Annotated in this window: 9 protein-coding genes and 1 pseudogene; 5 read left to right on the top strand and 5 right to left on the bottom strand. The window is 45.8% G+C overall.

The window, feature by feature from the left end; all coding sequences use genetic code 11:
• Positions 1-5 precede the first annotated feature (5 nt).
• A complete protein-coding gene (locus I1H34_RS04955; RefSeq protein WP_212664618.1) occupies positions 6-998 on the bottom strand; it encodes a sugar ABC transporter substrate-binding protein in 993 nt (330 codons plus the stop codon).
• A 672-nt stretch (positions 999-1670) separates the two neighbouring features.
• Here I1H34_RS04955 and I1H34_RS04960 point away from each other — a divergent pair.
• From I1H34_RS04960 to I1H34_RS04975, 4 genes are all read left to right on the top strand, one after another.
• On the top strand, positions 1671-2351 hold the full coding sequence (locus I1H34_RS04960; protein WP_212664619.1) for a PspA/IM30 family protein: 681 nt from the start codon (positions 1671-1673) through the stop codon (positions 2349-2351).
• 2 nt (positions 2352-2353) lie between these two features.
• Positions 2354-3895, top strand: a complete 1542-nt coding sequence (locus tag I1H34_RS04965; protein ID WP_212664620.1) for a phosphate ABC transporter substrate-binding/OmpA family protein — start codon at positions 2354-2356, stop codon at positions 3893-3895.
• Positions 3896-3899: 4 nt separating this feature from the next.
• Entirely contained in the window at positions 3900-4340 is a 441-nt protein-coding gene (locus I1H34_RS04970) for a hypothetical protein (protein ID WP_212664621.1), read from the top strand.
• A gap of 206 nt (positions 4341-4546) precedes the next feature.
• Positions 4547-6079 (top strand): TIR domain-containing protein, encoded by a 1533-nt coding sequence (locus I1H34_RS04975; RefSeq protein ID WP_212664622.1) that lies wholly within the window; start codon positions 4547-4549, stop codon positions 6077-6079.
• A 282-nt stretch (positions 6080-6361) separates the two neighbouring features.
• Here the strand turns inward: I1H34_RS04975 and I1H34_RS04980 are convergent, their stop codons facing one another.
• Complete coding sequence (locus I1H34_RS04980; RefSeq protein WP_212661850.1) at positions 6362-8044, bottom strand: IS1634 family transposase; 1683 nt, start codon at positions 8042-8044, stop codon at positions 6362-6364.
• Between the two features lie 335 nt (positions 8045-8379).
• Between I1H34_RS04980 and I1H34_RS04985 the strand changes: the two genes are divergently transcribed.
• Entirely contained in the window at positions 8380-9486 is a 1107-nt protein-coding gene (locus tag I1H34_RS04985; RefSeq protein ID WP_212664623.1) for an asparaginase, read from the top strand.
• Positions 9487-9529: 43 nt separating this feature from the next.
• Here the strand turns inward: I1H34_RS04985 and I1H34_RS04990 are convergent, their stop codons facing one another.
• The 3 genes and pseudogenes from I1H34_RS04990 to I1H34_RS05005 all read right to left on the bottom strand — a co-directional run bounded on the left by I1H34_RS04990 (position 9530) and on the right by I1H34_RS05005 (position 14844).
• Positions 9530-10813, bottom strand: a complete 1284-nt coding sequence (locus I1H34_RS04990) for an IS256 family transposase (protein WP_212661567.1) — start codon at positions 10811-10813, stop codon at positions 9530-9532.
• Positions 10814-10994: 181 nt separating this feature from the next.
• Positions 10995-12386, bottom strand: a pseudogene (locus I1H34_RS04995) (ISKra4 family transposase).
• Positions 12387-12921: 535 nt separating this feature from the next.
• The gene (locus tag I1H34_RS05005) at positions 12922-14844 is read right to left on the bottom strand and encodes a tetratricopeptide repeat protein (protein ID WP_212664624.1); all 1923 of its coding nucleotides are present in this window, start codon (positions 14842-14844) and stop codon (positions 12922-12924) included.
• Positions 14845-15033 lie beyond the last annotated feature (189 nt).

Genomic DNA, 15033 nt, shown 5'->3' on the forward strand with positions numbered 1-15033 from the left:
ACCCATCACCGAAACTGCCCTACCTGCTCTTGAATCAGATTGACATTACTGCGATCGATAAAACTAGGCCCAGTGGAAATAATCGGACTGGGGGGGCTAAACCCATGGCGTTGAATCCAGGTGAGCCATTGCACCGTTAAATACCCTTCCAAATAAGGCTGCTGGTCGATGGCAAATAGTGTAGTTCCCTGCTCAATTGCGGTGAGGATAGTACGACTAAGATCAAAGGTGCCGTGGCTATAGGCACCTTTTCGATTGCGGATAACCTCATAAAAGGGGACTGCTGCTTCTGGACCTAGGGTCAAAAAGAGATTGGTCTCGGGGTTCTTTGATAGATAACGCTGCAAAATTTTTTTTGATTCCGCTGGATTGGGCGTAATGTTGACCCTCTCCGCTTCAATATCAGATTCGCTCAATGCATCGAAAAAACCTTGGCAGCGAGCCTCCAAATTTAAAGCACCGGGCTGGTGGTTAATACAGGCTCCCTTAATGCCAGGCGGAGACTCGGCCAATAAGCGCTTTCCGGCTTCGTATCCACCTTGCCGTTCATCTGGTCCGATATAGGCTCGGTAGGGAATATTGTCTTGTTCTGGTCCTGAACCCGCATTGTAGGCAATCACCGGGATATTAAACTTCTGCACAGCCTTAGTTAGGGGCGCTCGGAACTTATCTGGATCAATTACGGCCACCCCAATAGCATCGGGCCGGGTCTCGACTGCTGCTTCAATTAATCGCGTTACCGCATCAGGGTCAAAGGTATGGGGACGGCGAATTGTCACCTCAACGCCTAGATCCTGGGCGGCATCATGGATACCCGTTTCTACCACACACCAAAAATAGGCCCAGGGACAGGACGCATGCTGAATCAAAGTCAGATTTAGAGTCTTAGCTTCAGTCTGCACCAGGGTTGGATTGTCTAAAGGTGCTGTTGTCGAGGGCGACAGCCGGCAAGCAACCATCATCACCAGCAATAGACAGATCACAATCGTTCGACGCACAAGACCCTCAACAGCATGAACTTCAGCACAGAAGAATTATATCGCTCTTAAAATTGCAACCTGAAAAAACCAGAAAAAGCTGATTCCAACTCCTGAAATAGCAGAAAAAACCTCATTGTTGATCACAAAAATATTACAGATAATGAGAACAACAACTGAATTAGAGAGATTAATAAATGGCTTTTTAACTTTGGAGAAAGCAGTAAGTCAAGATTACAAATCAAAAATTTAAGGCTCAAGAAACAAAGCAATTCAATACACAAATCTAGAATGCACTTAGCAATCATTAGCTACAGTTTCATTCATTGCAATCCTACTAATTGCTTATCCAGTTTTTCACTAAATGATCCACGATCATGTCATGTTCATCGTTAGAAAGGCAGAGCGGGTCATTAATAGAACATCTTCTCGATATCTTATTTTCACTGCAGAGAAACGTTTGAAAATACAGGTTCTATAGCGTTAATCAAATTCAATGCTTCTAATATTCATGACCACACAAACGAAGGAAAAACCCATAAAGTGAAAGTCGCAAAAGCAAGAGTTCTTTCTCTTTTAAGGCATAAAAAATATCATCGATCTCCAGGAGTAATTAAAATAATTCACCATTATTTTCTCAACAAGAAAATCTAAGAGATTTCACAGTTTTATCTAGAGGATTACGTAAACAATATGAATCGCACAAAAACAGTCGTCAGAGCCACCTGGAATTGGCTATGGGGGAAGCCAATCGAGGCAGGGGGCGAAATCGCAGCCCAAGTCAGTGAAGACAGCATTGACGATCTCACCCAGGCTTTTCAAACCCTCGTAGATTCGGTGGGGCTACAAAAGGGCGCATTAGCTGAGGCACTTCGATTACATGATGAGACCGAGCAACAGGTGAAATCCCTCAGTGACCAAGCGGAGCAGCTAGTGGCTGCCGGTGAAGATGATGCCGCCCTGGCCGTATTAGCCGAACTGGATGTTCTAGAAGAGTATCGTCCACAGCTAGAAGAACAGGTGTTATTTGCCAAACAAACCTTAGCGGAAGGAACAACCCGTATGAAAGAGGCCCAGTTGGAGCTGAGAAAGATGCAGGCCCAGCAAAAAATGGGGGCTTCGACCATGCGGGTCACCCAAGCCTTAGAGCGGGCTAACCAAGCAGCTGGCATCGATAACCAATCAGCGATGCGACGGTTTGAAAAATCCCAAGAAGCTATCAAGCGGCGCAATATCCAAGCCCAGGCCACCTCAGAAGTACAGGGAGAGCTTAAGGGAACATCCAGAGCGATTAAATCCCTCCATGCCCAAGATCGCCTCGCCCAACTGAAGGCGAAACAAGCCACCAACACTGCAGAAAGCAAGGACCAATAAGAATGACAGTTAAAAGAAAAGGTTTACCCCCCATCGCCTATATCGGTGCCGCATTACTCATATGTGGGGGTGGATATATGAGCTTTAACGCCATCAAATTGGGAGAAAATTCTCCCCTAACTCAACTCGTCTATGGCAATGAAGCCAGACAGCTGACTGTACTGGGTGACACCTTCTCCGGCTACAGCACCTTGCGAGCCGATCCCTTCGCTGCCAAAATCACTCAGGCTGACCTTGGCATTCGGTATCAGGATGAATTCGATCAAGCCGCTAGAGCAAAAGCCCTCGGTCGTGAAGCTGACATTATTGTCACCACGCTGGATCAGTATCTGAAGCATCAACCTGAAGGCCGTATCGTCGGCCTCATTGATAAAACTGTGGGCGCGGATGCCGTGGTCCTCAATACCCAGCAATATCCTCAACTGAAAGGTTTGAATGATATTGCCAAGGTGCGCGCCTCCGCCTCGGCTCCCCTGAAGTTGGTTTACTCTGCAGGCACCCCGAGTGAATATTTGGCCAAGCTGCTGGATTTGAAGTTTGAAGGGTTAAGCTTGTCGGATTTTGAAGTGGTGGAAGTGGAAGAATCCACCCAGGCTTATGAATTGTTGAAGTCTGATACGCAGGTTGCGATCGCAATCCTCTGGGAACCCTTCGTTTCCAAAGCCCGCAAAGAGGGCAACACCGTAGTTCTCTCTAGTAGCGATGTACCCGATGCCATTATTGACGTCATTGTTGCCAGCGATCAGCTAATTCAAAACCGTCCCAAAGATCTAAGCCAATTTCTCACCCTCTATTACCAACATACGGATCAGTTAATTCGTGATTCAGGTGTCCTCAGTCAACAAATTGGCAAAGATGGCAATCTATCCCCCCAGGATGCCACTTCAGTATCTAATGGCATCGACTTCTTTACTGCTCTAGAAGCCAATCAATGGATGAATTCTGGCACCTTAGCCAAGCGAATTGAAGCCACCTCAGCGGTCCTCTCTCTCACAGGGGAAACAGCAGGGTTGGTCAAAAATCCTCGTAACCTCTATACCCAAGATTTTATGGCCCAGGCTGTGACCCATTCGAAACAAGTGGTGGCATCCATCGCCACCACGGATCCCGAGTTAGCCAAAGTACTACGAGGTCAGAAGTCTTCGACCATCAAAGCTAAGGTCACCCCACAGCAAATTCAAGCAGCTCCGAAGGTGGGTAATTTCAAGGTCAGAGGCGAGGTTAAATTTGCCACGGGTTCAGCGGCGTTGTCGGGAGACAGCCAATCCACCCTGAAGGCTCTCGCTCAAGAAATCAACGAATTCAATCCCAGTACCATTGCCGTGAACGTGGTGGGGCACACCTCAAAGACGGGGTCTGCTGCCACGAATCAGTCCTTGAGTCAGCAGCGAGCCCAGGTTGTGGCTAATTACCTCCGGTCTCAAGGTGTCCAGCCAAATCTGGTGGCAGAAGGCAAAGGGTTTTCTGAACAACTCCCAGGAGTTAACCCCGCTAGCCCTGCACAACAGCGTACAGAAATCCAGCTCAGGCGAGTAGGGGGATAGGCTGATGGCGGAGTCTTTGCGCCAAGCTTACCAGCGCTTTGGCGGTATCAAGCAGTCTGAGGTGCCTTGGATTATCTGGCTCTTAGAAAATCCGGCTAGTCCCCTCGCCCTGGCCGGGGCAATTCCCCTGAAGGAACATGACTACCTGCACCTTTTGCTTAATCGGGGGAAGTCTCCAGAGGATGAAGCATTTATTATTGGCTTTACGATGGGTAATGATACCGCCCTAAACCCCTTTCACCTCTGGGTGTTTAAGTTCGCCTCTCGGTTTCTGTACCCCCAGGACTACCGATTCACTCAGCATCATTGCGACATTTTTGATGCTGGGGTCAAGCAGGGAAAACAACTGCCAACCAAAAATTTATGCCGCTTTGATTTTTCATCAATTGAAGAGGAATCCTTAGAGGTATTGAGAGGTGTACTTAAAATTGATCAAATTCTGTAAGGGAAGACAATACAATCACTATTTGTGAAGTGAGCAATTCAGAATAGCGACTCATAACGAAAAAATCGTAATCGTTTAGGTCAAAATATAGGCTCAACCAGTGTTTCAGGGAGTGAGCCTAGTCAAAAGATAGACACTGAACAGGTTCATATAGGGTTTTATACATCAGTTTGTTGTATAACCTGAATTATCCATACAAACTATCCATGATGAAAATATTCGTCGGTTCCTCAAGCGAGGCGGGTCTTGTCGATACTGAAGTCCGGAAGATTCTTGAAGACCAAGACACTCTCCCCATTGACTGGCGAACTCAATTTAGAGCAGGTGAATTTGGTCTTGAGTCACTCATTCGCATCAAGGGTGAATGTGATGCCGCGATTTTGATAACCACTCCAGATGACAAGATTTGGTATCGCGGGGCTGAAGGTTTCAGTCCCCGAGACAACCTCTTATTCGAACTAGGACTTTTTATAAGTGCATTGGGTCGCGAGCGTGTTGGGCTAGTTGTCGCAACCAACCAAAATGGGGACGTTCCTAAGATACCAACCGACTTAGCAGGACTAAATTACGTATACTACAAGGCGGGAAAAAATGCTGGTAACACTGAGGCAATAACTAAATGGGTCTTGCATCTTCGAAAGCTTGTTGGCTCGGGCGTTAAGAGCTTTGAGAACCCTTTCGATGTTCTTGAAAGTCAGTTTTCAAGACTCCCGCAGGATTGGAAGGATGACGTGGAGAACTATATCATTGAGCCGTTCCGAGACCAAAGTTATTCAGCGCTACGAGGCGAGTTTACTCTCGATATTTCCCAGTACTACAACTCCCTTTTCACTGCATTATCGTCTATCGCAGGGACTGATATTCGGATCAAAGCGGTTAGCCTCCTCTCACACGAAATTTGGGACTCGGACCCGTTTCAGCTTCAGTATCAAGACTACAACCTGCAAGCTGGCAAAGAGGGCGTTCCAATTCAACGAATCTTCGTGATCAATGACGGAGTTGAACCAAGTTTGTGGGCAACTATTCAAAAGCAACTTGAAAACAACATTCAGGTTAAGGTTGTAGATGCTCGTCTGTTTTCTAAGTTCGCAAACCTTGACGACATCGTGCTCTTGCAAGGTACTGCTTATTCACGGTGTTATAAGTCACAGCAGTTTTTCAATGCTACAAATCGACTCAAATCAGCAAACCTCAATCTAAACACCAACTATTGCAACGATCTTTCGCTATCGTTTGATGCTCTTTGGAAATTGGCAAAGCAGCCCACGCCAAATATTGTACGAATGCAGCAAAAGTCAATCGCCCCTCCCGGCGATACATTTGAAATATACGATCTTGATCATGATGTGATTACATGCGAACAGGCTGCAGAAGCTAAAGCAATTCCACTACAGAATGAATTGAAAACTATAGTTACAAAAACATCAAACGGGATAATTGCACTGCATCTACGTGGAGATAGACAGATATACTGGCGGGCGGTCAAGAACATTCTTGATGTTAAAGAGGCCGAAATGCTTTCAAAGGAAGACTTAGCAAAGCTCCACTTGTCTGACGGAACAGTTTCTGCGATTTTGGACCCCGTCTGGAGCATGGCGCATCTAATCTCACGCGAGGTGATACAACTCGATTTTGTCTCCACTAACAATTCAACCCGAAGGCAGTACTTTAGGTTTGACCCTTTGGTACTCTTGAGTACAGCAAAGCACATGATTGGCTCGTTTGAAAAACAGGTATAACGCCGAATGAACTTGGATAATAAAAAAATGGGTAGTCATAGTCCTGTAAGGATGCATTGTAGTAGTGGATAAACATTCTTGAGAATTACTTATAAAGTGAAATTAAAGACGCCTTGCAATCGATACTGGGCAATAAAAATAGCGTTTATAGCCTAGGGCAAGCTCAGAGTTGCCTTTCATAAGCACCGATGCAGAGTTAATTGCAATCCATCTTTTTGCGAAATCAAAAAGTGGAGCCGAAAGGCTATGAAATTAATTTTATTCCTACATTCAGCAGGCTAGCTAGCAGAGCAGATAATATTTTTTACAGCCCTTCCCAAGGAACGGCAAGATAAGTTGCTGCCTGCTGTTGAGCTTGATGAGATGCTTGGCACCATCAAGCCAAACTAAATGGACGGCCTGAAAGCATTGGAGAATCCAACGTAACGTAGGTTTCATAGTTTGTTTCCCCTTCTGATTAGGGAGAGTTGTTTGTACTTGTTCTAGTGCATTTCTTAACTGTCGTTGTCCTAAGCTGTAGACCATCAAACACAAGGCCATGATCATGGCTAAGGCAGCGATACGCCGAGGTGTCTTCAGGAAAACACTAGAGGCAAAGAAGAGTGGATCTTTGATAAAGCGAAAGCCTCCTTCACACGCCTGCTGGTTCTTATACTCGCGCAGAATATCATCATTGCTCCATTGCTCTTGTTCCAAGAGATTGGTGGCTAAGATGAAACGACCTGCTTGCCGCCGATAGCGTTCGATGACTGGCTCATTGAGGGTTAAGGTAGCCTCAATAGAATAGGTGTAGTGAGTCACAACCGTTGCTTTTGTCGGTCGTCCAGCCTTTGAATAATGAGGTTTTTTGTGGATTTTGAGATCGTCAAGGGTGTGATACCTGAGGATTTTGCCAAAATCTTGGGCTGCAGCTAAAGCATCTGCAGGGCACAAGAAGGTCTGTTTGCAGAGGGTTTTAAGTGCAGTAGTTTTTTGGCTAAACGCCTGATCAATCCGCTTTTGCACTTGTTTGAGTCCAGAGTCTCTGCGAGCTTTACTTTCAACCACCAGCCACCGTTGTTGAATCTCTCCATAGGTACTACATACTTCGACAAAGCTATAGCCGTTGAGAGCACTGGGGTGAAACTGTGAACCCGGCAGCCCTTGTAATAAGTCTTGGGCTGCCGTTGAACTTGCTGGAACTCGGCTAATCCAAGATGTACTTCCTAATGCTTGCAGATTGTCGGCACTGTAGAGGGCACTATCAGCAACAATCACCTCTGGCTGTTGCTGACTCCACTGTTGCTTAAATTCATGGATGATAGGCACAAACGTACTTTTGTCCGCATCATTACCGTTGCCCACTTGTAAAAATAAAGGAATACCCCCGTCCCCACTCACCAGTAGGTTCAATACAAACTGCTTGAGATCACGACGATTGTCCCGTGAGTAGCCGTAGGTGATTTTCACGGGTATCGGCTCCTCTGATTCAGCCAGTGCAGGGGAGGGGGACTCAGGTGCAGAGGGGGATTCGTCTGACGCCTCAACCTGTGGTTTATCTAAGTATTGCCCCTCAACACTAAGGCTTGTCGCATCTAGATGCGCACACCTTAGAGCTACATCGAATTTCTGAACGACTGCCATTGCCACATGGATAAATATCTGGGTCACACCATAGGCATAGAGCTTGTCGAGGACTCGACCGATACGGGTATCGTTGAGGTGCTCTGGCAGTACACCTTGACCGAGTAAGTGCTCGGTTGCTTTGCTTTCGAAAAACTCACTAAATAAGTACAATGGAGCACTCAAAAAGCCCATACCATTTAGAATCAGGGCTTTGACAACTTGACCACAACTAACATTCTCTTGCTCGTGAGTACCTAATAATCGATCCACTATTTCGACAATGCCGATCTCATCGACGATACCGGCAATAATACCGAGATGGTCAATATCCTGAACGTCTATCTCTTGAGGTGAATACATGGACTTGCGTTGAGAGACAACCTCAAAATTATCCCTTGATGGTTAGTACCTGCTGAATGTCGGTTTATTCATCTGCTTATCTTAGTTAGACCTGGTTTAAGATTCACTTTCTAAATAGCCTCTTATAGAACTAAAACTATCCGAAAAGGAATAAGAGTTTGCTTAAGCAGATACTCAAATCACTGTTCTCCCATAAACTCTCGATTCGCCATCAAATACTAGAACTATCGATAAAAAAATAACTATTAGCATTCATCCAGGAAGTCGATGTCCTCTGTTGGAGTTACCCTTTCTATTACAGAAAATCAGCCCCACATAATACCTTAGAAGGAAAAATGGATCATAGAATTTTACTAATCACAACTGGAGGAACAATCGGAGGTAAGTTGGCTGCTGATCAGCAAGATGAACAGATGATAAGAAGCGCTGACCAGTTTGCAATGCTCCTTGGAGACACAATTGCATATCTCAGTAAAAAGTATGGTCTTAAAATTGAAATTGATACCATTGAGTTATGTGATATTGATAGTTCGGATATTAATCACGAACATTGGATTCAGTTAGCCGAAACAATACGAGATAAATATGATGAATATGAGTCCTTCATTATTACTCATGGAACAAATACTCTAGGATATACAGCTGCTGCTCTCTCCTTTGCCATAGCGAACTCTAGCAAGCCAATCATTCTTACCGGTTCCCAAGTGCCAGCAGGATTACCTGGTACAGATGGTTTAGCCAATCTGCAGAATGCTTTGCGAGTAGCTATTTGGAGGCAAGATGGACAACCCATTAAAGGCGTGGTAGCAGTCTTTGGTAGTCATATTATTGCTGGTACAAGACTTAAAAAAGACACAGAATTTGGTTATGATGCTTTCAAGTCATTTAAAATCGGAAATATAGGTCAAATTGGCAGAATTATTGACATCAACGAGAACAATCTCAAGAAACATGTAAGCTATCTACGTTCTGGTCTTTATCCTGAAGCAAAAAAAGCTAAAGATTTACACTGTGAGATTGATTTTGATATGCGTATTGCATCATTAACAGAGTTTCCTGGAATGCGCTCCGAAATATTTTCAATTCTTGTTGAAAAGCACAATATTAGAGGAATCATTCTAAGAGCATTCGGTGCTGGAGATCCATGTACTAAACACCTTGAAGCATTTAAGTATTTAAAGAGAGAGAAAATTCCAATCGTGATTACTACTCAAGCTCCAAATGGAAACAGTAATTTCCAAGTGAATGAGCCAGGAAAGTTATTGCTTGAAAATAATTTAGCAATCCCCGCATATGATATGAGTATCGAGTCTCAGACTACCAAGTTAGCCTGGCTTTTAGCAAAAGTAAAGAAAGCTGATTTAGGTTACTCGGAACTTTGTAGAGAGATGGTGAATGACATTAGGGGTGAGGTAAAAGTTCTCTGGGAAATAGGTATATAAACTTCGTCTAGTTTGAGACCCGTATTTTTGTTAGTGTCCCTATTTATTCGCCACGGTTTTTGAGGCGATCATGCTTGGCATGATCCCTACGAGAGACGAGAAAGAAAATCGCTAAACAGCTCTCCTCATTTGGGAAAGCACCAATTTCGTCAGCCTTGGTTCGGAATTTCCGGAACAGCCTTTCTAGCGCATTGGAAGTACGAATCAGCGAATGAAGGGATTCATCAAAATCATAGAAACTCAAGGTCAGGGCAAAATCTTTGATGAAGGTTCTAACAGCATCGGGTTCAAGGTCTGTCCATTTCTGTGCAAACACGAGCAACGTCACAATCGCTTCTTCCCAGTCTGGCGCTTTATAGATAGCATAGGCATCGTGTTTAATTTGTGAATATCGCAGCTTCTTTGCTTCAGAGTGGGAGAGTTCTTGTCCTTGAGCATCCAGGTGTGGCAATTGCTCATAGCCCAAATGCCGGAGCATCGCTCGAACCTTGTGGGTAATGCATCGTTGATGTTGTGCGAGGGGAAACAGAGCGCGAATTACCTTAGGTAGTCCAGTGGTGCCATCACTGACAATCAGCTTCACCAAATGGGTTTGCAATCCTCGGTGCCGCAGGTGCTCAAAGAACAGTAGCCAGGCTGCCTCAGATTCTTGGACAGCCATTTCGTAATGAAGAACGGTTTGTGTCCCATCTGGCCATATCGCCATGGCCACTAAGATGACTCGGTCTTCCGCACGACGTAGCTTCCGGATATGTCCAGCTTGGTCTTCCCAAAAGTCTTCGGAGGCGCATTGAACACTCGCCCACACTCCATCAACAATCAGAATAAAAGGGGTTTTCTCAAGACGAGTTTGACGACTTTGGAGCATTTGCTTCTGAGCTTTGAGAGTAATCCGGTTAATGGCATTCACGGATAAAACTGCTCCCAGGATCTCATAGAGAGCTTCTTGCAAGTCTCGAAGCGATAAACCCATGACATACAAGCCCAGGCAAAACTCTAGAAGGCTACCGAGGGCTCGTTGGTAACGCTCTAGAATCTTCCACTCTCGGTCTGCATTCCCTTTCCGTAGTTTCGGGACAGATAGTTGAGCAATCCTGCCGTACTGGGTATCAAGAACCCGCTGATAATAGCCTGAACGTCGAGGGCGAGTCCCTTGAAGCTCTGATAGATAAGCTTGGACTTCTTCGTCTAGTGCTGACTCTACTGCTATCTGGGTAACTCGGTTAGCCTCAAGGCGCAGGGTTGCTTCTAAAGCTTTGTTAATAGAGGCATATGAACTTTGAGACTGGATACGGATAATCTGCTGCTCACGTTGGGAAATGTTCATCAAGGAGTGCTCCGAATTCTCTATTATCAGAGCATTTCAGCTATTCCAGCTCATGGCGAATAAATCAAGACACTAACGTATTTTTCCTTCTCTAATTGAAGCTGAGTTGTGACCCATAAATGGTCCGATACTGCAATGGGTTAATGATGGAGTTGCGTCACAAACAGTTCAACGGGCGTATTTAGCGGATCGGGGATGCCTTAGTTTTCGGAATGGTCACCTCTGGGAATAAGGAGTCAAACCGTTCATTGACCCAGGCAATTCTCAAGATCAGTAAATGGTTGAAACCATCCTCACTCCAGCGCATGCCAACTCCCTTAAAGCGCTGCTGAATCAACCACTTGCATGCACTTTCAACCATTCCTGACCCGAGAGGAATCTGTTGCTGTTCAAAGTGCCGATAACGGATGTGGTTATGATGGCGTTGGAAATAAGCCTGCACCTGGAGCAACGTTGAAAAAGACTTTCCCGTTAACAGTTGTGAGTGAATCAATATCGTCAAGGACCGTAATACAAGTAGGTGTTGCCCGTGTCGCAATTGGTGTCGCCAGTGCCGGAACCAGGCTTGGGCTTGAGCAGAGCGGGCATCTCCAAACATCGCTTTAGTTGCTCGTGCCAGATGGCCTGCTGAATGAAAAAAGTCGAGGACTGCCACAGCACAATGAGAGAACAAGGTGCGATAGACTCGCCAGAAGCCTCGTCCCCCATCACTGAGCCAGATGACTTTTGGAGCAGATTCAAAGTCTTGTTTGTGAGCTTCGAGTTGAAGTAAAGGGATGAACTGGTCGATATCGCCCAATACTGCCACCAGTCTTCGACGCAGTAATTGGGGGACCTCCTTTTTAGCTCGGGTAACCCGTGTTCCCAGGCGAGCTAAGATGGCGACTTTGACTTCTCGCCACTGGATTTTTCCCTTGGGTGAGTTCGGGGTGGGGCGAAAGGGGACCATCACACCATCGGCGGCAATGGCCAAAGGTAGAGCAGATAACATCTCTGAAATCGCTTCACAAGGGGCCTGAGTCCCTGATGATTGAGCGTTGAGTTGAGCTTCTAATTCCTGCTGAGCTTTGTTACCCACGGATTGCACCCAGTTCCACAAACTGGATGGACTCACGGATAGACCACTCCACTGACCCAGCATCCAACTGGCCAGTTCATAGGGCATGAACAGACTCAACAAGCAGCCCAGACGCACCAGTTCTTCGCTGCTGTGCTGATAGGGGGCAATCCCAATGGCTTGATCCAGGGGAGTCAACAGACTGCCTGGACATCCTTTGGGACAACGGCCCACCCGTCGCTTTCAAGAGATAGTGCCTACCAGTGTCTGCATCTGACGAGATTCCCATCCCTTCGAATGTAAGCGGGTTCCGCAGGTAGTACATACAGGCCATACAAATACTGCTTTCGCGCGCCTTGAGAGTTCATCCTCCAGAAGACAGCGAGCTAGAAACAAGCCCATTTGCAGAACGATATAAACCATCTGACTCAGGCTGGTTGATACTTTGAGTGCTTCAGTTTGTTCTAGAAATTCGTCATGGGCTAGCACGGTTAGCAATTGCGATGGTAGGGTCATGATAGTTTTTTGGTTCGGGTACAGGATCTATTGTCCTTGACCCGTTTTTCTTTGAGCCATGCATCCCCGATCCTTTGCTTACGCCCCAGTTCAACTTGAGTGATCAAGTGTTTCTTTTTTTTATCACAAGCATGATAAGCTACATCCTCTCGTAGCCATTGCCACAGATGTTCAACAGGCATGCAGTGAAATTACCTTCGGCTCTTAACTACATCCTCAAAGGGGAACTTCTTCACCATCTACCTAACGGCTCCTAGGGAGCATAGACCTCTTGTAAGATTCAGTTCACGATATGCTAGAGACTCAATTCATGAGCCAATGCTTCCTGTATATTTCGGTCCCTATCTATGTCACGGAACCAATGATGCAAGAGGTCTACTATTTGTCAACGGTCTGGATCGTTGTGCATATGTCTTCGGTAAGTAAGGTAAACGGGTCTGAATAACAGTCGTATACCACCTGAAATTTTTTCCTCCTCATGGTTTCAGACCACAGCCTTGGTTGCCATAGGCCATTGAGATTCACAATATTGAGTTTATTGTTCTATCTGGGTAAGATCAGACTCTGTGGAAGTTTGTCCCTTGGCGAGCTGCAAATCCTCAGCAACTTGGGGATAGCGAGGCTTCAAGTCATAGGCCGTTTCCAAATGGGGAATCGCTGCCGATGGTTTATTTTGCTGAAGCAACGCTTTTCCTAAGCCATGCAATGCCTCAACGTTGTTGGCATTGAGTTGAGTTGCCCGTTCAAAATCGGCAATAGCTGCATCCACCTTGCCTTGTGCCAAGAACGCTAACCCCCGCCCGCTGAAGAATTGGTGAGTAAAAAATAAGTTACGGGGCTGCAGTTTCAGCGCTTTTTCATAAGCCGGAATCGCCTGATCAGGTTTGCCTTGCCGACGTAGAATATTCCCCACAGCAAAGTGACCTACCGCAAAATCGGGATCGAGCTGAACCGCCTGCCGATAATGCTGTAATGCCAAGTCATATTGTTTCAGGTCAAAGTAAATCTGCCCCATTAAAGTTTCCACCCTCGCTTCTGGAGTAGTATCAAGACCCATCATATCCAGTGGGAACAAGTCCTTTTTTAAAGTTGTTTGCAGAATCTGACGAGCTTCTTGCTTTTGGCCCGATTGGAGCAGAACATTACTGAGAGTAATCGCCATAAAAGGACTATCTGTAGGGCCAGCTTGACGGAGAACTTTCAAAGCTGCCTCTACTTGGCCATTTCCGGCCAATGCACTGCCAAGATTGACTGCGAGGGCCTCTGCCCCGAAAGTGCTTGGATTCGCATTGTAAAGATCTTGTGCCCGATTTAGAACGGCAATGGCCTCATCCCAACGCTCTAATTCGGCGAGCACCACCCCCAATTCATTCAATGTACGGGCATCTTTGGGTTGTAGAGCCGCAAGCTTTTGATATGCATCAACCGCAGGTTCTAACCGATTCAGTTTTTTAAGAGCTGTCGCTAACCACTTGTAAGCATCTGCATCTAACTTGGCATCATTCTGTTGAGAAGAAGAGTTTGAACCTAAAAATTGCCGATATTGAGAAAAAGCTCCCTCGAAATCTTCCTTTCGAATCAGGGCATCACCGATTAGAGCATGGGTAGCCTGGCTTTTAGGGGAGAGTTTCAGCTGCTGAGAATAGTTGGCAATCGCTTCATCCCAACGTCTCTGCAATGAATAGTTTTGTCCCAAGACTAAATAGGCATCTGTGTATTGCAAATCAAGGGCAATGGCATTTTCCAGAAACGGTACTCCTCGTTTTAACTGCTTAGTCGTAGTTAAGAACTTACCCACACGAAAATAAGCCCGAGCGTTGATTTGCCTAGGAGTCAATGATGTTGATTTTTTTAATAGAACTGCCTGGCGAAAAGACTTCAAGGCCAGTTCAAATTTTTTGGCTTTCACTTGAGTTTGGCCCAAGTTGTTCCAAATTGCAGCATTCTTGGGCGTGAGTCGGGTCGCGTAATCGAAGGTTGCGATCGCACGTTCCAGTTCCCCTACCACAACCAAATTTTCACCTAACTCATTGTAGGCAAGCCCATCAATTTCTTTAGCAGAGAGCGTCTTAGATTTAGATTGATGATATTGACGGTAAATATTGAGGGCTTGGGTGAGTTTTTGCTGTCTAACTCGGACTCTAGCAATATCGAACTGGTACTGGGCATGCCAGCTTTGCAAGGTCTTCCCCCGTTCAAAAGCGGCAATCGCTTCATCAAATTTTTGACAGTTTTCGAATGCCTGCCCCAGAGCGTGATATCCCCCCGCAATTTCATGCTTGGGGGTTTTGGCTAAAGCCTTTTCCAGATCTGCCTGCATCCCAGTCCAGTCCTGGGCACATTCTGCTTCCGTCGGTGGTGGAAACGGTGGAAACGCAAGTTGTAGTTTTAACTGAGCCCGACTGGGCATTGCCGATAAAGCCAAGACTAATGCAAGGGGCAGCGTAAATCGACGCATGCGTTAATCATCCTTCCGTAGTGTAAAAAGCCAGTAATTAAGAAGCAACAGCATTGATGAAAATCAGGAAAAAGCCTGTCTGCCCCCATGTCTATTTATTAGGTCAACCTGAATGAGGTTATGCAGATACATCTGAAATCATAGGAGTTTCCCTCACCACAAAATATGAGAGATATCACTCTCACAAGT

The sequence above is a fragment of the Acaryochloris marina S15 genome, from assembly GCF_018336915.1.
Classification (GTDB): domain Bacteria; phylum Cyanobacteriota; class Cyanobacteriia; order Thermosynechococcales; family Thermosynechococcaceae; genus Acaryochloris; species Acaryochloris marina_A.

Excerpts from the sequence above, each read along its gene's own strand:
- I1H34_RS04960 (WP_212664619.1), top strand. The coding sequence starts at position 1,671 with ATGAATCGCACAAAAACAGTCGTCAGAGCCACCTGGAATTGGCTATGG.
- I1H34_RS04965 (WP_212664620.1), top strand. The coding sequence starts at position 2,354 with ATGACAGTTAAAAGAAAAGGTTTACCCCCCATCGCCTATATCGGTGCC.
- I1H34_RS04970 (WP_212664621.1), top strand. The coding sequence starts at position 3,900 with ATGGCGGAGTCTTTGCGCCAAGCTTACCAGCGCTTTGGCGGTATCAAG.
- I1H34_RS04975 (WP_212664622.1), top strand. The coding sequence starts at position 4,547 with ATGATGAAAATATTCGTCGGTTCCTCAAGCGAGGCGGGTCTTGTCGAT.
- I1H34_RS04980 (WP_212661850.1), bottom strand. The coding sequence starts at position 8,044 with ATGTATTCACCTCAAGAGATAGACGTTCAGGATATTGACCATCTCGGT.
- I1H34_RS04985 (WP_212664623.1), top strand. The coding sequence starts at position 8,380 with ATGGATCATAGAATTTTACTAATCACAACTGGAGGAACAATCGGAGGT.
- I1H34_RS04990 (WP_212661567.1), bottom strand. The coding sequence starts at position 10,813 with ATGAACATTTCCCAACGTGAGCAGCAGATTATCCGTATCCAGTCTCAA.
- I1H34_RS05005 (WP_212664624.1), bottom strand. The coding sequence starts at position 14,844 with ATGCGTCGATTTACGCTGCCCCTTGCATTAGTCTTGGCTTTATCGGCA.